Here is a 20,148-nt window from a genome sequence, read left to right as displayed (position 1 = left end):
ATACTTATGCATTTACAGCGTCGCCTAATTTGCTGTGCCATCGCCTCTGCCATGGCTACCGGAGCAGCTCCGGCTTTTGCGGATCAGACCAATGAACTGAAACCGGTACAGATCCTCGGGGATCGCCAGGATACTTTCAGTATCAGTGGTTCTGCTTACGTACTGTCTAACGAAGATTTGGAAGAAAAGGAAAACACGGATGTGCACCGCATTCTGCGAGATGTGCCCGGCGTGTATTTCCAGGAAGAAGAAGGTTATGGCCTGCGTCCGAACATCGGTATTCGTGGCTCCGGTCGTGACCGCTCCAGCAAGGTTTCTCTCATGGAAGACGGGGTGTTGATTGCCCCGGCACCTTACGCTGCACCGGCAGCCTATTATTTTCCCAGTGCTGGTCGTTTCTATGGCGTTGAAGTCCTGAAAGGTCCAGACACCTTGCGCTACGGTCCCTTCACTGTTGGGGGTGCCATCAATTTCCTGTCTACCCCGATTCCTGCCCGTGCTTCAGGCATGGTGAATGTGGAAGGTGGAGAGGACGGATCTCAGCGAGCTCATGCCTATTATGGCGCCACTGAGGGCCAGTTTGGTTTCATGCTGGAAGCGCATCAGCAACGCACCCTGGGCTTCAAGGATATTGACCGTTCCAACCGTGACAGTGGTTTTGACAAGCGTGATTATGTAGCCAAGCTACGTTGGCAGGCTCCGGAAACCGCCGCTATCCAGCAGGCGCTGGAACTGAAACTGGAGCATTCCAGCGAAGTCTCCGACGAAACCTATCTGGGGCTGACCGACCGGGATTTTGAGCGTGATGCCAACCGGCGTTACGGCATGAGTGATATCGACCAGATGGACAATGACAGGGATGCGGTGTCCCTGCGCCACACTCTGGTGTTTGCTGAAAATACCCGGTTGAACTCTGTAGTGTACCGCAACGAGTTCAACCGCAACTGGTACAAGCTGGCCAGTATTGATGGCCAGGGCATTGGTGGTTATGTGTCGGATGCCAACACCAATGGTGGAGTCAAGCAAGCAGTTCTGCGTGGTAGCGCCGACGCCTCTGATCTAGTGTTCAAGAACAACAACCGTGAGTACATTTCTGAAGGAATTCAGACTGAACTGAGTCACCAGTTCCAGGTAGGCTCTGTGCAAAATGATCTGATCGTAGGGGCCCGCTACCACCAGGACGAAGTGGATCGTTATCAGCCCACGGACACCTTCGATCAGACTAATGGCAGCCTGGTGTATCAGACGTCCACATTGCCCACCGGCGGTGATAACCGTCTGGAAAATGCCGATGCCATGTCGGCCTGGATCATCGATCACGCTTATGTGGGGGATTTCATTGTCACCGGCTCGTTGCGGTACGAGAACGTGGAGAGCAAGAGCAAGCGCTGGGGTGACCCGGCTCGCAACACGGTGAGTTCACGGACAGAAAACCGCAACGAAGAGCTGATGGCGGGCCTGGGTGCCACCTGGCTGCTAAATGACAACTGGTCACTGCTGGCTGGTGTGCATCAGGGGTTTGCGCCGGCCGGAGCCTCCTCCCAGAAAGGTACCGAGGCGGAAAAGAGTGTTAACTATGAAACCGGTTTCCGCTACTGGCAGGAAAACTTCAGTGCCGATGTGATCGCGTTCTACAGCGACTATGAGAACACGATCCAGAACTGTTCCATCGCCAATCCATGTCCCAATGGCAATGATTCCGGCACCCAGAGCTTTGGTGAATCCGAGGTTCGCGGTCTGGAGGTGGGGCTGAACAGCGTGGCCTGGGAGGGTGACAATGGCCTGCGAGTTCCGGTTCGGCTGGCCTATACCTACACCGATGGCGAAATCACCAGGGACGCTGATGATCTGTCCGTGCTGGATGGCGATGTGCTGCCTTACCTGCCTGAACATCTGGCCAGCCTGACCTTCGGCCTGGAAAAAGCCGCTGCCTGGTCTGCATTGATGTCGGTCAGCCACACGGATGGCATGTGCATCGACAACAGCTGTGACCGTACTGGTCAGAGCACCACGTTCAAACGCACCAGTGACTACGTGATCGCAGATGTGGTGGCCACCTACCACGTGAATAGCGACATGGAAGTGTATGCCAAAGTGGATAACGTGTTTGACGATCAGGAAATTGTCTCCCGTGATCCCGCAGGGGCTCGCCCCAACAAGCCGCGCACTGGCTATGTGGGCATGAAAGTACGCTTCTGAGGTGGAAAGCGGTGACAACAGAACTGGGGGCCGAGGCCCACCGCTGTCCCACAGTTTGTGTCTGCTTGACGGAGCTCTGCGGGGCTGACATGCCGGCAGGGTATCTCGTGATATGAAGACATGAATTGGCGGTGAGCCAATCTTCAGAGGCTCCCTAGATTCTTCCAGGGTAAGCGCTTGCTTGCAGGCGAAGACGTGTTCGCAAAGGCCGAATTCGCTTGCAAGCAAGCTCCCACAAAGGAAGAGGGGCCTGTCCCAAAGAGGAGCCTGAAAAATGTGGGACAGCGGTGGGCCTCGGCCCCCTTTTCTGTTCCGTGACCCTTGAAGGCGTGGCTCTCCGGCCCCATCTGGGAGGAGCAGGGCCATCAGTGCTAGAATAGAGCCAATCAACCCCCTCAAAACGCCAGGTAGTTCAGTATGGATGTTATTCAGGTCATCAAAGACCAGATCGAAAAAAACCCGGTGATCCTTTACATGAAGGGCACCCCGCAGTTCCCCCAGTGCGGCTTCTCCGCTCAGGTGGTGGAAGCCATGACCGCGGTGGGAAAGCCGTTTGCCTATGTGAATATCCTGGAAGCGCCGGAAATTCGTCAGAGTTTGAAGGAGTATGCCAACTGGCCGACCTATCCCCAGCTGTGGGTGGGTGGCGAGCTGGTGGGTGGCTGCGACATCATCATGGACATGTATCGCTCCGGTCAGCTCAAGGAGCTGGTGGATGGCGCAGCGGCAGAGACTGGCGGCAGCGACTGATCTCGTTACTCTGTAATGAATGAATGCCCGGCCCAGCGCCGGGTTTTTTATGCCTGCGTGTGGGGCTCTTGACGGTTTTGCTCAGACTGCTGGAGGTTCCGGTGTTGGCCCTAATGCATTAGCGCCTACAATCGACGTGGATTATTGGCCTCATTGAGGTAGCTAGGTGAAAAAACGGAACCCTACACGCCAGTGGCGTCGCTGGCACCGCTGGCTGGGGCTGGCGGTGGCATTGCCGGTGCTGGTGCTGTCGATTACGGGGGTGATGCTCAATCACATCGAGTCCCTTGGCTGGTCCAGCAAGCCCATGTCGCCCTTGCTGGCGCGCTGGTACGGTGCGCCGGTGCCCAGCGACATCAGGGGCTATTCTCTGGAAGGTCAGTGGTATGCAGAACTGAATGAGCGCTTGTATGTGGATGGTGCTGACACTCTGCATTGCACGCCGCCATTGCATGGGGTTGCGCGCCACAACGGACTGTTGATTGTCGGTTGCGGGCAGGAGCTGATGCTGCTGGACGGCAATGGTCAGCTGGTGGAACGCATCGGCAAGGCCTATGGGTTACCGGCCTTTGAACATCTGGGCAGTGATGACACTGGATTGATCCTGGACACCGGCGATGGATTGCTGCGTTACGACGTGGACCAGCTGATGGCAAGTCCGTATCAGGGGGACTGGCAGCCGCTGGACGCCAGGCCATTGCCAAACGGTCTGGAAAAAGCCCTGATTGACCAGAGTGTGCCGCCTTCCCTGACCTGGCAGCGGTTGTTGCTGGATCTGCACGCGGGCCGGATTGCCGGCGTGGCGGGGCAGTTGGTGATGGACTTCGCGGCCCTGGTACTCACCATTCTGGCCATTACCGGCACGGTGATCTGGAGTCGAAGCCGCCGCTAAAGATGGCTGCAGAAGTGCCCCAATTGCCTATTCATTGAGCAATTGGTTGGATTCCGCAACAAAGCCGGTTGCATGCCGCGCCGGAATCCCCATGATAGAGCACAGTTTCGCGGGACGTGATGTCCCCGGTTTTACCCCTCTCACACAAGGAGATAAACATGGCTGTTCTGGTTGGTAAGCCCGCACCGGATTTCACTGTTCCTGCCGTCCTGGGCGATGGCAGCATCGTTGACGAATTCACCCTGTCCGAAGCCATCAAGGGCAAGTACGGCCTGGTATTCTTCTACCCGCTGGATTTCACCTTCGTATGTCCGTCCGAGCTGATCGCACTGGATCACCGTATGGACGCTTTCAAGGAGCGTGGTGTGGAAGTGATCGGCGTGTCCATCGACAGCCACTTCACCCACAACGCCTGGCGTAACACCCCCATCAACGAAGGCGGTATTGGTCCGGTGAAATATACCCTGGCCGCTGACATGAACCACACCATCGCCCAGTCCTACGACGTAGAGTCTGAAGGTGGCATGGCCTTCCGTGGTGTTTTCCTGATCGACCAGAACGGCGTGGTACGTAGCCAGATCGTTAACGATCTGCCGCTGGGTCGTAACATGGAAGAGCTGATCCGTCTGGTTGACGCCCTGCAGTTCCACGAAGAGCACGGTGAAGTGTGCCCGGCTGGCTGGCAGAAAGGCGACGCCGGCATGAACGCCTCCCCGGATGGCGTAGCCGAGTACCTGTCTGGTAATGCAGACAAGCTGTAATTGTCGCAGGCACAAAAAAAGGGCCGCTTTTTAGCGGCCCTTTTTTTGTGCCCGCTCGCTGGAGGCCTGACGCCAGATGCTTGACGCTTAAAACAGGGTCAAAACAATGGGCAGCGTCAGGCGTCCAATCAGTCTAATGCTTTTGCCAGAGTCGGCGGCATTTCGCCGGGGGGAGGGGGCGGCCAGCCGCCCAGGTCGCGGAAGCGGTTCACCATGGAGCAGAACAACTCTGCCGTGCGGGTGGCGTCATACAGTGCGGAGTGGGCTTCGCGCTGGCTGAAGCGGATGCCGGCGGCCTCACAGGCTTTCGCCAACACGGTTTGACCGTAGACAAGGCCAGCGAGGGCAGCGGTGTCGAAGCTGGAGAACGGGTGGAACGGATTGCGCTTGATATCCGCCCGTTCGGCGGCAGCGTTCATGAAACCCAGATCGAAGAAGCTGTTATGGCCCACCAGCACGGCACGGTTGCAACCATGTTTCTTTATGGCCTTGCGGACTGGCTCGAACACGCCCTTCAGGGCGGTGTCTTCGGAGACCGCGCCACGTAAGGGGTTGTCAGGATCGATACCGGTGAAATCCAGTGCGGCCTGCTCGATGTTTGCCCCCGGGAAGGGGTCTACATGGAACTGGATACGCGTGGAAGGGCGCAGGTAGCCCTGGGCGTCCATATCAATCAGGACGGCGGCGACTTCCAGCAAGGCATCGGTACTGGCATTGAATCCCCCGGTTTCCACGTCGATGACTACCGGCAGAAAACCCCGAAACCGCAGCGCAAGGCTGGGGTGCTGATCGCTCATGATGACTCCAACAGAGAAAAAGCCCCGAACTGGCCGCTCCGGCAGCCGGGAGTGGCTATGCTACCGGAATCCCGCCGGTGGTGACAGGTGACGGCGCCACTGGGGTGCAGGTACAATACGCACCCTCGATTCACCGGGCTGCCGGCCCATGCGCTGTCGTCGGCCCAATTGCGGAGTCTTTTCATGTCCAAGATCAACAAGGTGGTGCTGGCGTATTCCGGCGGCCTGGATACCTCTGTCATCGTTAAATGGCTGCAGGATACCTATGACTGTGAAGTGGTGACGTTCACCGCGGATATTGGTCAGGGTGAAGAAGTGGAGCCGGCCCGCGCCAAGGCAGAAGCCATGGGCGTGAAAGAGATCTACATTGAAGACCTGCGCGAAGAATTCGTGCGTGATTACGTCTACCCCATGTTCCGCGCCAACACCATCTACGAGGGTGAGTACCTGCTGGGTACCTCCATCGCCCGTCCCCTGATCGCCAAGCGACTGGTGGAAATCGCCGAGGAGACCGGGGCCGATGCCATTTCCCACGGTGCCACCGGTAAGGGTAACGACCAGGTCCGTTTCGAGCTGGGCGCCTACGCCCTGGCCCCCGGCATTCAGGTCATCGCCCCCTGGCGTGAGTGGGATCTGAACTCCCGCGAAAAACTGATGGCCTACTGTGAGGAGCGCAAGATCCCGGTGGATTTCACCAGCAAGAAGAAGAAATCCCCGTACTCCATGGATGCCAACCTCCTGCACATCTCCTATGAAGGCGGCAACCTGGAAGATCCGTGGTGGGAAGCCGAGGAAGACATGTGGCGTTGGAGCGTGAGCCCGGAAGCGGCGCCCGACAAACCCACCTACATCACCCTGGGCTTCGAGAAGGGCGACATCGTTTCCATCGACGGTGAGAATCTGACTCCGGCGGAAGTGCTGACCAAGCTGAACAAGCTGGGTGGCGATAACGGTATCGGTCGTCTGGATATCGTGGAAAACCGTTACGTGGGCATGAAGTCCCGTGGCTGCTACGAAACCCCGGGCGGCACCATCATGCTGCCGGCCCACCGTGCCATCGAGTCCCTCACCCTGGACCGTGAATCCGCACACCTGAAGGATTCCGTGATGCCCAAGTATGCCGAGCTGGTGTACAACGGCTACTGGTGGAGCCCGGAGCGTCTGGCCCTGCAAAAGCTCATCGACGAGACCCAGCAGCATGTGAATGGCGAAGTGCGCCTGAAACTCTACAAGGGCAGCGTGACCGTGGTGGGCCGTCGTTCTGAAAACGACAGCCTGTTCGACGCCTCCATCGCCACCTTCGAGGACGATGCCGGTGCCTATGATCAGAAAGATGCGGAAGGTTTCATCAAGCTGAATGCCCTGCGCCTGCGCATCGCTGCCAAGAATGGCCGAAAGTTGAGTTGATTTACGCCGGACGCTTGATGCCCGACGCCTGACGCTCAAACAAAAAACCGCCGTACGCCGCAAGGCTACGGCGGTTTTTTGCCTCTGGCGTCAGGCATTTGGCGTCCAGCCTCCTCCGTTACATATCGAAAACGAAGTCTTGTTTAATTTGTACCATCGTCTTAATTAGGCTGGTGTCCTCAGAATAACAACACCCTTTTGATTGGGAGGATACCGACCATGACCCCTGCCGCGTCGTTGAATTTTCGCCGTTCACTGCTGGCTTCCGCTCTGACGCTTGCCCTCGCGGCCTGTGGGGGCGGGGGCAGCAGTACGCCGACTCCCGTCACTGGCGCCGCCAGCAGTGAGGCACCCACGGCCAATGTGGCGGAAGAAGCCCAGACCCCCGAGCTGCCCGAGCCGGCGGCCAAGGCCCGTGATGTGATCTTCGTGGGTAACAACTGGGAAGGCATGGTTGATGTGATTGATCGTGACTCCTATGCCCGGCTGGGCCGTATCAACGGCATCCCTGATCAGCAGGAAAGAGAAGCAGCGATTGCCAGCAATCCTGAGGATCTGTTGTTCTTCCAGGGCATCCGCCTGCTGATTGGGGAGGGGAACCACCAGTATGTGGACGACATGTACAGCAGCAACGATGGCCGTCTGCTGATTGTGTCGCGCCCCAGTTACGCGGATGTGGTGGGCATTGATATCGCCAGCGGCGAGATCGAATGGCGCTTCGAAGTGGATGGCTATCGTTCCGATCATATGGCGGTATCACCGGATGGCACCCAGGTGGCGGTCTCTGCCTCCACAGGCAATGTGGTGCACATTCTGGATGTGGAAACGGGCGCGGAGCTAAAGCGTTTTCCTTCAGGTGACTCCCCCCATGAAAACATTTACTCCAAGGATGGAGATCGCATCTATCACGCCAGTATCGGTACGGTTTACACCCCGCTGGACAGCAAGCTGATCGGTGACCTCACCGACGCCCTGCTGGGCCAGAATCTGCTTGATGCCACCAAGGGGGAGCGGGTCTTCCAGGTGGTGGATGCGGACAGCATGGATATCATCAAGAAGCTGGACCTGGCGGCAGACCTGGAGGCGGCAGGGTACGGTGATCTCAGCACGGCGGTACGGCCCATGGCGCACACCGCGGATGATCGCTACTTCTACTTCCAGCTGTCGTTCCTGCACGGCTTTATCGAGTATGACCTGGAGGAGGAAAAGGTGCTGCGGCTTGCGGAGCTGCCGGATCTGACCAACGGATTGCCTCGGGAACTGTATGTGAACGATTCGGCCCACCATGGCATTGCGCTTAGCGCAGACGACAAGACACTGTGTGTTGCAGGGACCATGAGTGACTACGTGGCCCTGGTGGACCGGCAGACCTTTGAATATACCCTCAAGGAAGGGGTTGGCGAGAAACCGTATTGGGTCACCACCAGCAAGGATGGTGAGCATTGCTACGTGTCCTGGAGTGGCACTGACCAGATGTCAATCTTCAACTATGCCAGCGGCCAGGAAGTGGCCCGGGTGGATGTGGGCGATCATCCGCAACGGATCCGCGAAGGCCGCGTCCCGGAGGCCTGGGTAGAAGACCAGGGGTCGATGTTCTTGCCGTAAAAACGCTGGACGCCGGATGCCCGACGCCTGACGCATAAATTCAAAGGCCCGCGATACTGCATCGGGCGTTTGGCGTCAGGCGCCGGGAATTTTGGGGCCGCTCCGACGATCGCCAATCTCGCACACCCACCGTAGGAGCCAGCCTGCTGGCGATCTTGAGTTGAAAGTTCAAAGTTTAAAGTTGAAACGCGGATGGCGTCATCGTGACTGAGATGCCGTGCCCGCGATTTCCGGTAATGGCGCGGCCACGGCGGTTCAGTGCCCAACCTAAGCTCTGGCGCGCTTTTCACCTTTAAACTTTCAACTCGCCCCCGATCGCGAATAACCGGCCACCGTGCCAGGCGCCTGACAGCGTTTCCTTGCGTCGGCCTTTCGGCGTCGTGCCTCCGGCGTTTTTTCTTGTCAATTCCGTCTTCTGCCACCACACTTCGCCCTGACAAGCAGGCGCTCGCTTCCCGCCTGTGAATTTCCCTCCCTGTCAGGAGACTCCGATCATGCGAATTCTGCATACCATGTTGCGTGTGGGCGATCTGGAAAAATCCGTGGCCTTCTATACCGAAGTGCTCGGGATGCACGAAATCCGTCGCAAGGAGTATCCGGAAGGCCGCTTTACCAATGTGTTTGTGGGGTATCAGCCCGAGTCTGACGGTGCGGTGCTGGAGCTGACCTGTAACTGGGACCAGTCTTCCTATGACCTGGGTACCGGCTATGGCCATGTCGCACTGGCCGTGGATGACGTGTACGCTGCTTGTGAGCGGATTCGCAAGCGGGGCGGCAAGATCACCCGTGAACCCGGGCCCATGAAACACGGCACCACGGTGTTGGCGTTCGTGGAAGATCCGGATGGATACAAGATTGAACTGCTGGGACGCGACTGATGGGCAAAGTGGTCGTAGGGTGGCGCGAATGGGCCAGCCTGCCGGAACTGGGCATTGATGCCATCAAGATGAAGGTGGATACCGGGGCGCGAACCTCGGCCATCCATGCCTTTGAAGTGGAAAGCTTCGAGCGCGATGGTCGCGAATGGGTGCGTTTTTCCCTGCACCCGATTCAGGATCAGCCCCAGGTCACCGTCTGTGAAGCGCCGGTGCTGGATCGCCGGGTGGTCACCGACTCTGGCGGCCACAAGGAAGAGCGCCCGGTGATTCTTACCCGTATTGATCTGGGCGGCCGCCAGTGGCCAATCGAAGTTACCCTGACTGATCGGGAAAACATGAAATTCCGGATGCTGCTCGGCCGCACTGCCATGACGGAAATCCTGGTAGAGCCAACAGAATCCTTCCTGCTGGGCGGTGATCGGGACAATCCGTAAGCCGCCTTGCCAGCGACCCTTTATTACGCTTACTTAGATAGTTAACCCAAACAGACAAGTGCTGCCATGAAAATTGCGATTCTTTCGAGAAACAAGCGACTCTATTCCACCCGTCGTCTGGTGGAGGCTGGTGAGGCTGCCGGTCATGAAATGCATGTCATCGATACCCTGCGTTGCTATATGAGCATGGTGGCGCACAAACCCGAGATTCATTACAAGGGCGAAGTGCTGGAAGGTTTTGATGCGGTGATTCCCCGGATCGGCGCCTCCATTACCCAGTACGGTACAGCGGTGCTGCGTCAGTTCGAGATGATGGGGGTGTTCCCGGTCAACGAGTCGGTGGCCATTTCCCGCTCCCGCGACAAACTGCGCTCCCTGCAGTTGTTGTCACGCAAGGGGGTGGGGCTGCCAATCACCGGGTTTGCCCACTCTCCGGATGACATTCCCGACCTGATCAACATGGTTCGTGGTGCGCCTCTGGTTATCAAGATGCTGGAAGGTACCCAGGGGATTGGCGTGGTGCTGGCGGAAACCCGCAAGGCTGCAGAATCGGTGATCGAGGCCTTTATGGGCCTGAATGTGTCGGTGATGGTGCAGGAGTACATCAAGGAAGCAGGCGGTGCGGATATCCGCTGTTTCGTTGTGGGAGGCAAGGTGATTGCCGCCATGAAGCGGCAGGCCGCACCGGGTGAATTCCGCTCCAACCTGCACCGTGGCGGTAGTGCCAGCCTGATCCGTATTACCCCGGAAGAACGTGCCACCGCCGTACGCGCGGCCCGCATCATGGGCCTGAACGTGGCCGGGGTGGATATCCTCCGCTCCAATCATGGCCCAGTGGTTATGGAGGTCAACTCCTCACCGGGTTTGGAGGGTATCGAGCAGGCCACCGGCAAGGACGTGGCCGGCATGGTCATGGCGTTCATCGAAAAGGATGCGCGGCCTTACCGGACACAGACCAAGGGCTCCAAGGGGTAACAAAGGCAGTTAACAGTTAATAGTGAATAGTGAATAGCGAAAACCCTGCTGCTTCGGACGCTTTAGTGCGTAAAACGGGTCCCAGGGTGAGCTGGTGGTTTCGGAAAAAATGAAAAATCCAAAAGAACCGAAAAACGTGCCTTTTGAAATTGATGGCATTACTGTGCAGCCGGGGACGCGGGCCAAGGTGGAGTTGCCGTTGGCGCAGCTCTATACCCAGACCCCGCTGAATGTGCCTATCCATGTGATCCACGGTCGTCGCCCCGGGCCGGTGTTGATGGTCAGTGCGGCCATTCATGGGGATGAACTCAACGGAGTGGAAATCATCCGCCGCCTGTTGCGTCATTCCGCGCTGAAGACGCTCAGTGGCACCTTGCTGGCGGTGCCGGTGGTGAACGTTTTTGGGTTTATTCACAAGACCCGCTACTTGCCCGATCGCCGGGATCTGAACCGCTGTTTCCCGGGATCCGAAACCGGTAGCCTGGGGGCGCGCATGGCCTGGCAGTTCAAGACCCAGGTGCTGGACCGGGCCACCCATGCCGTGGACCTGCATACCGGCGCGATCCACCGCGCCAACCTGCCACAGATTCGCGCAGACCTTTCCAATGACGATACCGCTGCCATGGCCAATGCCTTTGGGGTGCCGGTGGTGATCAATTCGGTGCTGGGCGAGGGCACCCTGCGGGAACAGGCTGAGGCCCAGGGCATTCCGGTAATTACCTACGAAGCTGGCGAGGCGCTGCGCTTTGACGAGTCCTGCATCCGTGCTGGTGTGAAAGGTGTGCTGAACGTGATGCAGTACCTTGGCATGACCGGTTCCCGCCGCACCAAGGCGCCTGCCGAACCCTACATCGCCCGCTCTTCAAGCTGGGTGCGTGCCGAACGCGACGGTGTTTTCCTGTCGCTGGTGGCCCTGGGCGCCTGGATCAAGAAGGGCGATCTGATCGGCCGGATATCCAGCCCGTTCGGGGGCGATGATGTGAACATCCACGCCCCTGCTGCCGGTATCCTGGTGGGCCGCAACAACCTGCCCCTGGTCAATGAAGGCGAGGCGCTCTACCACATTGCCCGCTTCGAGGAAGTGCACGAGGTGGCCCAGTCCCTGGAAGAGTTTACCCATGATATCGAGGAAGGCCCGACCTTGGCCGGCGAGCCACCGATTGTGTAGACGCGCTGGGCAGGAAGGGGGGCGCAGGCGCTCTGACGAGAGCATCTGAAGCCCGTCACGCCTCTTATTCCTGTTGGTGCTTCCCTTATGCCTTATTGCCGGGCCGACCTGACGCTTTTCCTTTGTTATACTCCGCCGCGAAATGGACACCTCGTTGATAGAGCATTTGGAGTGAATAGATGGTCGCTTTGGTCAAGCCGCATGGTGCGGACGCACTAACCCCCCTGTACGTCGCCGATGAAGACGCGCGCGTTGCCCTGCAGAAAGAAGCCGAGTCCCTGCCTTCGGTGGTGGTCAGCTCGGCTGCTGCCGCCAATGCGGTGATGATGGCTGCCGGTTATTTCACCCCGCTGAGCGGCTACATGAACAAGGCTGACATGCTGTCTGTGGCGGAAAACATGACCACCGCCAATGGCCTGTTCTGGCCCGTGCCCATCGTCAACATGCTCAAGGACGTCAGCGCCATCGAGGGCGCCAAGCGCATCGCCCTGCGTGACCCCAATGTGGACGGCGAGCCGGTGATTGCGGTGATGGATGTGGCGGCCATCGAAGAAGCCTCTGACGCGGAACTGGAAGCCGTAGCCGAGCAGGTCTTCGCCACCACCGACAAGCAGCACCCGGGCGTGGCCAACTTCCTGGCCGCCGGCAACTTCATCGTGTCCGGTGACATCCAGGTGTTGAACTACTCCTACTTTGCCGATGATTTCCCGGATACGTTCCGCACTGCGGTGTCCATCCGTAATGAATTCGTTGAGCGTGGCTGGAACAATGTGGTCGCCTTCCAGACGCGTAACCCCATGCACCGTGCCCACGAAGAACTGTGTCGCATGGCCCAGGAAGCCCTGAACGCTGACGGTATCCTGATTCACATGCTGCTGGGTAAGTTGAAGCCGGGTGATATTCCTGCCGACGTGCGCGATGCCTCCATCCGCAAGATGGTGGAAGTGTACTTCCCGCCCAACACCGTCATGATCACCGGCTATGGCTTTGACATGCTCTACGCCGGCCCCCGTGAAGCCGTGCTGCATGCGGTATTCCGCCAGAACTGTGGCTGTACTCACCTGATCGTGGGTCGTGACCACGCCGGTGTGGGCGATTACTACGGTGCCTTCGACGCCCAGACCATCTTCCAGGAAAAAGTGCCGGCAGGCGCCCTGGAGATCAAGATCTTCGAAGCGGACCACACTGCCTATTCCAAGAAGCTCGATCGCGTGGTGATGATGCGCGATGTACCGGATCACACCAAAGACGACTTTGTGCTGCTGTCCGGCACCAAGGTGCGCGAGATGCTGGGCCAGGGCATTGCCCCGCCGCCGGAATTCTCCCGCCCGGAAGTGGCCCAAATCCTGATGGATTACTACCAGGCGCTGGACGCCGGTAAATAACCTGGCCATGAGCGCCTGCGCTCAGGAAACAGGAACAAGAAGAAGCCTCTGCAAAGAGGCTTTTTTTTTGTCGCTGCGCGGTTGCAACGCATCATATGACACGCAAAAAACATTTGAGCCGGTGTATGCGTGTGAGCCTGCTTGCCTGGCTGCGCCAATGGAAATCCTTGGCGGCATTTCATAGTTGCGCTTACGCTGACAGCTGTTATTTATCACCCTGAACCCGATACCGGTTTTCTCAAAACAGACGCTATAGCCGCCCGGGGTATTTCCTCTGTTTTGTTGATCCCATCAAATACAACCTGTGACACGGTTGTCGCTTTCACGGTTTTTGAACGCCGTACTCACTGAATTTTCACGCATTTATTCACCTTTGCTTTACCCGGTTGGGATTCAAATCTCACCTGACCCTTGGGGTCATCCCGGTTGTGTACCGGGGGGATGTTGTTATCGACACAATTACGATAAGGAGTCTGGTGATGAAGATGTGCTGGAAAGGAATCGGTGCTGTGGCCTTGGTGGGTGTGCTGGCCGGTTGTGGTGGAGATTCGGATGATGATATCCGCGCAGCGCTGGATTTGGCTGAACCCCAGGTGCGTGTGCTGCATGGCATTCGAGGTGCAGTGAACGTGGATGTGGCTGTCGACGGTGAGGTGGTGTTGCAGGATGTGGCCTACCAGCAGGCTTCCGGCAATCTCGATCTTGCTCCGGGTGAGCGCGCTGTGCAGGTATTGGAAGCCGGGACTGACAACGTGCTGTTTTCGCAAACGTATGATCTGGAAAGAAACGATCGATTCAGTATTATCGCGGCCGACCCCATGTTGGGCGATCTGCTGGCCGTTGAAGAATCCCGGGACGCGGTGATGTCTGGAAAGGCGCGGGTCAACGTGATCCACGCAGCCGCGAACGCCGGTACCGTGGATATCTATGTAACAGCCTATGGGGATGCCCTGCCAAGCGCTCCTACAGTGGATGACGCTGTCTTTAATGCCAATGTCTTGCTGCCGGATCAGGACGCGGGTGAATACCAGATTCGTATCACCGGTGGTGCCAGTCAGGATGTGGTGTATGACTCCGGCCCCATTGACTTGAACAGTGGCGACAATATTTCGGTGGTGGCCCTGGACAGCCTTACCGACCGAGCCCCGGTCGACCTGGTGGTGTTGACGGGAACGGACAGCAATCCTGTGGTTGTGGACGACACCGCCTATGTGCGAGTGGTGCATGGTGTGCCAGGGGCGTTGGTTGATGTGTACATCAACGAATCAGCCATGCCGGCTCTGGAAGACTTTGCTTTTGGCAATAGCACGGGTGGGTATGTGGCAGTCAACAGCCAGCCAAAGCTTGATGTGGTACTGGCCGATGGCGATATTGCCGACGCGGTGATCGAAGGCCAGCCGACACTGCAGCGTGGTGGTTATTACACCGTGATTGCCAACGGTACAGTGAATGCTGCGGACTCCCTGCCTCTGGGGCTCTTCGCCCTGCAGGATGATTTCACCAGTGCCCCGTCCATGGAAGCCAGGGTTCGGGTTGTGCATGCGGCCCCCTTTGCAGAGGGCGAGGGTGCGGATGTGGACGTCTATGCCACCACTGGCTTGGTGGCGGGCGTTACCACCACCGTGAGCGGTGTTGCTCCCCTGCTTACCTTGGGTACTGGGTTGGGGTATCAGGAAGATTCCGGGTATCTGCCTGTTAGTGTGTTGGGTGACATCACGGCGCTGGTCACTGCAGCAGGTAGTAACGACGTGGCCATTGCTGCAGAGGTGACGCTGGAGAGCGAGAAGGTCTATACCGTGATCGCGCTTGGTGATGGCTCAACGGAGGCGTTGACCCTGCTGCCTCTGGCGGATCAGCCTGCGCCATAACCCTTTGGCAAACGAGTGGATCCAAGGCAAAGGGCCCGCTTATGTGGGCCCTTTGTTTGCGGCGAGAGGCCAACAAGATTCCGTAATATGTGCTGTTGACGTGGCGCTCTTTCAAGCGGGAGACGGACAAAAGAGCGAGCCCGTATTGGTAACAGGGGGAAGAGGTAAACTTGATGCCATGCACACGGGGTGAAATTACCGCACGGTAGAAAGAGTGAGCGGCGAGCTTGTCAGAGGCTATAAAAACGGGCCCGCAGGCCCGTTTCATGCTGTCTGAATCAGAGCTTCTTGAGCTTCTTCTTCAGTTTCTTCAGCACGCTTTCCTGCTTGTTGATCTTGGCTTTGCTTTGCTTGATGGCTTTTTTCAGCTTTTTCTTCTTGGACATGATGTCTCTCCATTAAACGCAAGTGTAGGCCAGGTCGAGACTAAGACTTCGATTCCTCGGCCTTGATGAAGTCACGGATAAAGCGACGCACTTCCCGCGCTGCACTGGTATCCAGTTCTTCGCAGAGCTCGATAAAGCGCAGGCGTTCTTCGTCGTTGATGCGAACGATGAGTTGACTGTTCTTCTTACGTGACTTGCTCTTGTCTTTGGACATGGGAGTAAACACCACAAAAAAACAGGCTGCATCGTCGCTGGATTATCGGCGACTTGCAATCAAGTTATTGGCTATCTTAAAGATAGTCAATGTATATACACATTAAGTCTTTATGACGGCCTGCTGCGGGTTAGTGCAGTAACGCTTGTGGTCAGGGCGCCTCGTCGCTTTTCTCGCTTTGCTCCACCCAGTGACGGCGGTCCCGGTTGGCCTCCAGCCAGTGCAGATTCCTGACTTCGTGCATTGGGGTCATGGGGCTGTGAAAAAACATCACTAACCGCAGGCCGTCAGTAATAAAGGGGTCGCCGGTGAGGTTATGGCCGGGGTCTTCAATGGGGTGGGGGGGCATGGCCCTGACGTAGCCAAACTCGGCAAGCCGCTGGGAAAAGATCATGTCCTGGAGCAGGTAATCCCGCGCTTCATCCACATCCGGATCGATTTTGTGAGTGGTCAGGGTGGGCGATTTGAAGGTAAAGCGCACGCCGATATCTCGGCTGATCTGGCCCAGCCATACGGGCTCGCCATCGCACAGCACCGGGGCACGCCACAGGCGCAGGTGATTGCGCTGATGGATGTTGCCCCGGGCTTTCTGCAGCGCCAGGTCCTGGGGGCGTCCCAGGGTATAGAGCGAGCTCACAGGCGAATAGCGGTAGCTGGAACCCACCAGGAAGGATTTGGTGGTTTTCCAGATGGAGCCGCCGTGGATCCGTTCCGTCACATCCCAGCCCCGTTGCACCATGGCGCTGAGCAGCAGTTGGCTATCGCCCACCAGGACAAAGTTGACCGGGTCGCCAGTATTGCTGTTGTCTTCGTTGGTGGTGCAGCAGGGCTGCTGTGAAAGCCACTGGCGCAGGCCATCCCGATCCAGTTGCTGATATTCATGGTCGGCATAGAGACCGTCGAAATTGACCTTCTCCACATCCAGCTTGATGCCGGGCACATCCATCATGAAGGAGGTCTGCCAGCTTTTGCCGCCACCCAGCAAATCCACATTGATTACCTTGATGCCAAGATCGCGGTTGGTGAACACGAAACCGCTGGTGCGCTCGCCGTCGGGGACATCCACGGGCATGGCGCGGGAGATGAACATCCTGTCGGCAGCCTTTTCACCGTCACTGTTGAATTTGCCCTTGACCTTCCACGACACCTCCAGCGGTGAAAAATACTGCTGGTCTGTGGTTACGGGCAGGTAGTACAAGGGGTGGCCGGTGCGGTTGTCTACCTCGATCCATACCGCCTGGATGCCATGTCCGCCAAGCCCCACCCCGAAAATGTCACGGGCATCACTGTCGCTGATCACGCTGGCGCTGACCGTCAGATCTTCCTCGTGATGATGGCGGGCATCGGTGCGTAACGTCGCTTCGTCCACATTGCCCGGCCGAAAGCTGCAGGCGCCAAGAGGCAGCAAGGCGCCGAGAAGGAGCAGGGTGAGGGTGCGCTTATTCTTGTTCATGGCGTCCTTTTTCCGGGTAGTCCAGGGTGCCTTTCATGGTGGTCTTGGCCTCCTTTTCGAAATCAGGAAAGGCCTGCAGAGTGCTGTCGGGAACGTTTTCCGCTTCGCTTTCCATCGGGCGCTCCCCCCGAATCCATTGCTGAACCGGTACGGCCAGCTGCAGACCCTGTTGCTCCAGCAAGGACAGGATTCGCAGGTTCAGGTCTTCGCTGACCGCCAGGTACTCGCCGAACTCACTGCTGTCTACATACGCGTTGATTTCCAGCCGGTAGCTGTCGCGCAGGATATCCACAAAGCGAACCCGGGCAGCCTTCTCGGTCAGGCGGGGGTGGCTGTAGATCAACCGGCGAAGATCGGCCAGCAGGTTGCGCAGCTGATCCGGTGTCGCGCCCAGCCGAATATGCAGGTCGCGCCGGTAACGGCGCAGGTCTGACTCGCTGATGTTTTCGATGCTGGCACTGGAAAGCACGGAGTTGGGAACGTACACCACGCTGCGGTCAGTACGGCGGATGCGGGTGGAGCGCAGGCCGATTTCTTCGATGATGCCAGCGGTGGTCCCCACCTTGCAGAAATCGCCCGGCTGGATGGGCTTGGCGATATACAGGGTGAAGGCCCCGATCACATTCTCCAGGGTTTTTTGGGCGGCCAGCGCGATGGCAATGGAGCCAATGCCCAGGCCCGTCAGCACGGTGGTGATGTCATACCCGGAATCGCTGAGCCAGAGCAGGAAGATCACCACAATAGCGATCATCTTGAGGATGGTGCGCACCGGCCGGATGATCCCGGACCAGTACTTCTGGTTGGTGGCATTGCTCAGGAACAACGCAGAAAGCAGTTCGATGATGCCCAACGCCAGAAACACGCTGGCCAGATACCCCAGCGCGGATTCATTCAGGTAGACCCGCGCCTTGATGGACAGGCCCAGCTCGCCAACTCCGAGTTGCAATAACTTGAAGAACAGAAACCAGCGCACCGGTACGGCAAAGAAGCGATGCAGGGTGTCGCGATAGCGATCAGAGTGCTCCAGCACGGCCAGCAGCAACCGGCGGGTGAGCGCCGCAATGATCCAGCAGCCCAGCAGAATCAGTACCAGCCCGGCTACCTGCCAGTTCTGCATATGCAGGAAGGTGAAGTCAGGCAGATAGTCTGCCAGCTTAACAATGGCGGGATTATAGCCAAAGGTCTCCCAGAGCTGGGGGATCTCGCGTACCGTGGTATTGGAAATCTTCCACACCCGGCGGCCATCGTCAGGGATACGCTGAAGATAGAGCGTTAGGGTCTCATCCGGCAGCGTCAGAGTGCCAATCTTGTCCCGGTAGCTGGGCAGGCCATCATTGCTGTGGCCTTCCGGTTCATTGGAGATCCGGGTCAGGTCCAGGATGCGTTGCTGGCTCCAGACAATGCTGAGCTGCTTGATCAGGACGGCAGGGTCCGCATCGGCCATATCAGCAGGCAGATAGCGCATGTCCAGATATTCGCCCGCCGCTGCCCAGTCGCGCTGCTCGGTGGCATCAATGATCGCCAGCAGGGTACTCAGCGGGGTGTCACCGGGTTGCAGGGAGTCATCGTTCTGAGCCTGCTCCTTGACCTCCTGGGCCTTTTCGCCGGTATCAATGACGTCCTTGAATGTGATAGCGGGTTCACTGGCGTGGCCAAGGGTGGCAAGAAACAGGCCGATAAAGGCCAGTGCAAGAGGGGCGATCCTGCGCATGGAAGCGTCTCGTCTGGGGGCGAGTCTGGAAATGTACCTGTTTGGGGGCCGGCCGCCAAATTCGTTGCTGGCCCGGGTGGAATATTGACCGAGCAGCGGTGCCGTCGAGCCGATATAGTCCCGGATTTACGTCCCGTTTTGCTTTAGAATCCCCGCCATAATGAAGGCGGCCCGTGCGATTGTGTCGCTGAGGCTGTGAGCGTCGAGAGGTAAACCATGGCAGTGATTATCAGCGCCCTGTTGATCTATGTGGGGTGTATTGTTTTTATCCGCATCCGCAATGCGGAACCCTTTGGGCTGAAGCGCCAGCTGACGGACTTTTCCACCTTTATGGTGCCGTTCAATATTCCGGCGTACCTGCTGTCGAAGATCCCCACCACGCCGCAGATCGACAAGGCACACCTGCCCGAACTGAAGCTGATTGACGATAACTGGGAAACCATCCGGGACGAGGCGCTGGCACTGTATACCGGTGGCAATATCACCGCCAAGGATGATCTGCCCGCCAGCAGCTTCTACAAGGATGGTCGCTGGACCAGCTTCTATCTGAAGGTCTACGACAACAAGTTACCCTCGGCCTATGAGTTGGCGCCCAAGACCATGGCGCTGCTGGATCAGATGCCAACCATGAATATCGCCCTGTTCGCAGTGCTGATGCCGGGCAAGAAGCTTAATCGTCACCACGATCCATTCGCCTACACGGTGCGCTACTCCCTGGGCCTGAGTACTCCCAATGATGAAGGCTGTGGCCTGACCATCAATGAGGATGACTACATCTGGCGTGATGGTGAGAGTGTGGTATTCGACGAAACCTATATTCACTCGGCCTGGAACAATACCGACAAGCCACGCATCATCCTGATGACAGATGTGGATCGTCCGCTGAAATCGAAGCTGGTGCAGAAGATCTATTGGTCCTTCGGATGGTTCTTCAATCGCCTGTTCTTCATCGACAACCTGGATCCGACGCACACCGGGGTGGGTAACAAGATCGGCAAGGGTGTGCTGGCCTACAAGCACTTCCTCAAGTCCGTCAAACGTCGCAATAAAACCTTCTATGTTGTCGCCAAATGGGCGGTAATTCTCGGCATTCTCTACGCCATAGGCGCCAGCCTGGTGTGATGCTGTTACGCCGCCCTTTCGCCGGGCGGCGGTTTTCGCTCACCCAGCGGTATTTCTGAGGCGCCCTCTGCGGCGCGTCTGGCTTGGCAGCCTGTCGTCGTCCATGCCACCATGCCAACGCATAAATTGGCAGGACAATAATA

General features: G+C 57.8%; 17 protein-coding genes. 13 read left to right on the top strand and 4 right to left on the bottom strand.

Translation table 11 applies throughout. The features are described from left to right. Positions 1 to 6: 6 nt before the first annotated feature. The 4 genes from HF945_RS10835 to HF945_RS10820 all read left to right on the top strand — a co-directional run bounded on the left by HF945_RS10835 (position 7) and on the right by HF945_RS10820 (position 4,602). On the top strand, positions 7 to 2,199 hold the full coding sequence (locus tag HF945_RS10835; RefSeq protein ID WP_102790298.1) for a TonB-dependent receptor: 2,193 nt from the start codon (positions 7 to 9) through the stop codon (positions 2,197 to 2,199). 417 nt (positions 2,200 to 2,616) lie between these two features. After that, positions 2,617 to 2,949, top strand: coding sequence for a Grx4 family monothiol glutaredoxin (gene grxD / locus HF945_RS10830; protein WP_102790299.1), 333 nt, complete (start codon positions 2,617 to 2,619; stop codon positions 2,947 to 2,949). A gap of 166 nt (positions 2,950 to 3,115) precedes the next feature. Next, positions 3,116 to 3,841 carry a PepSY-associated TM helix domain-containing protein gene (locus tag HF945_RS10825; protein ID WP_119917285.1) on the top strand — a complete coding sequence of 242 codons (726 nt, stop codon included), beginning with the start codon at positions 3,116 to 3,118 and terminating at the stop codon, positions 3,839 to 3,841. 158 nt (positions 3,842 to 3,999) lie between these two features. After that, the gene (locus HF945_RS10820) at positions 4,000 to 4,602 is read left to right on the top strand and encodes a peroxiredoxin (protein WP_102790301.1); all 603 of its coding nucleotides are present in this window, start codon (positions 4,000 to 4,002) and stop codon (positions 4,600 to 4,602) included. Between the two features lie 128 nt (positions 4,603 to 4,730). Here HF945_RS10820 and rnt read toward each other — a convergent pair whose 3' ends face one another. Then, a complete protein-coding gene (rnt, locus tag HF945_RS10815) occupies positions 4,731 to 5,399 on the bottom strand; it encodes a ribonuclease T (RefSeq protein WP_102790302.1) in 669 nt (222 codons plus the stop codon). A 183-nt stretch (positions 5,400 to 5,582) separates the two neighbouring features. Between rnt and HF945_RS10810 the strand changes: the two genes are divergently transcribed. The 8 genes from HF945_RS10810 (at position 5,583) to HF945_RS10775 (ending at position 15,119) form a co-directional block, all read left to right on the top strand. Beyond that, positions 5,583 to 6,806 (top strand): argininosuccinate synthase, encoded by a 1,224-nt coding sequence (locus HF945_RS10810; protein ID WP_290522619.1) that lies wholly within the window; start codon positions 5,583 to 5,585, stop codon positions 6,804 to 6,806. 219 nt (positions 6,807 to 7,025) lie between these two features. Beyond that, on the top strand, positions 7,026 to 8,411 hold the full coding sequence (locus HF945_RS10805; protein ID WP_290522618.1) for a serine/threonine protein kinase: 1,386 nt from the start codon (positions 7,026 to 7,028) through the stop codon (positions 8,409 to 8,411). A gap of 494 nt (positions 8,412 to 8,905) precedes the next feature. Next, a complete protein-coding gene (gene gloA / locus HF945_RS10800; protein ID WP_290522617.1) occupies positions 8,906 to 9,289 on the top strand; it encodes a lactoylglutathione lyase in 384 nt (127 codons plus the stop codon). After that, positions 9,289 to 9,723, top strand: coding sequence for an ATP-dependent zinc protease (locus HF945_RS10795; RefSeq protein WP_290522616.1), 435 nt, complete (start codon positions 9,289 to 9,291; stop codon positions 9,721 to 9,723). Before gloA ends, HF945_RS10795 begins: the two co-directional genes overlap by 1 nt. A 66-nt stretch (positions 9,724 to 9,789) precedes the next feature. Beyond that, positions 9,790 to 10,698, top strand: coding sequence for a 30S ribosomal protein S6--L-glutamate ligase (gene rimK, locus HF945_RS10790; protein WP_290522615.1), 909 nt, complete (start codon positions 9,790 to 9,792; stop codon positions 10,696 to 10,698). 109 nt (positions 10,699 to 10,807) lie between these two features. Beyond that, a complete protein-coding gene (locus HF945_RS10785; protein ID WP_290522614.1) occupies positions 10,808 to 11,866 on the top strand; it encodes a succinylglutamate desuccinylase/aspartoacylase family protein in 1,059 nt (352 codons plus the stop codon). A 179-nt stretch (positions 11,867 to 12,045) separates the two neighbouring features. Further along, positions 12,046 to 13,251: a sulfate adenylyltransferase gene (sat, locus tag HF945_RS10780; RefSeq protein ID WP_290522613.1), complete on the top strand. Its 1,206-nt coding sequence runs from the start codon at positions 12,046 to 12,048 to the stop codon at positions 13,249 to 13,251. Positions 13,252 to 13,730: 479 nt separating this feature from the next. Next, entirely contained in the window at positions 13,731 to 15,119 is a 1,389-nt protein-coding gene (locus tag HF945_RS10775) for a DUF4397 domain-containing protein (RefSeq protein WP_290522612.1), read from the top strand. Between the two features lie 426 nt (positions 15,120 to 15,545). Here the strand turns inward: HF945_RS10775 and HF945_RS10770 are convergent, their stop codons facing one another. The 3 genes from HF945_RS10770 to HF945_RS10760 form a co-directional block, all read right to left on the bottom strand. Beyond that, entirely contained in the window at positions 15,546 to 15,719 is a 174-nt protein-coding gene (locus HF945_RS10770) for a hypothetical protein (protein WP_290522611.1), read from the bottom strand. A gap of 151 nt (positions 15,720 to 15,870) precedes the next feature. Continuing rightward, the gene (locus tag HF945_RS10765; protein WP_290522610.1) at positions 15,871 to 17,172 is read right to left on the bottom strand and encodes an LssY C-terminal domain-containing protein; all 1,302 of its coding nucleotides are present in this window, start codon (positions 17,170 to 17,172) and stop codon (positions 15,871 to 15,873) included. Next, entirely contained in the window at positions 17,159 to 18,883 is a 1,725-nt protein-coding gene (locus HF945_RS10760; RefSeq protein WP_290522609.1) for a mechanosensitive ion channel family protein, read from the bottom strand. Before HF945_RS10760 ends, HF945_RS10765 begins: the two co-directional genes overlap by 14 nt. 216 nt (positions 18,884 to 19,099) lie before the next feature. Between HF945_RS10760 and HF945_RS10755 the strand changes: the two genes are divergently transcribed. After that, positions 19,100 to 20,005, top strand: coding sequence for an aspartyl/asparaginyl beta-hydroxylase domain-containing protein (locus HF945_RS10755; RefSeq protein WP_290522608.1), 906 nt, complete (start codon positions 19,100 to 19,102; stop codon positions 20,003 to 20,005). Positions 20,006 to 20,148: the final 143 nt, after the last annotated feature.

Origin of the sequence: Alcanivorax sp., assembly GCF_017794965.1 — a bacterium.
Taxonomy (GTDB): Bacteria; Pseudomonadota; Gammaproteobacteria; order Pseudomonadales; family Alcanivoracaceae; genus Alcanivorax.
This window is presented reverse-complemented; position numbering and strand designations above follow the sequence as displayed.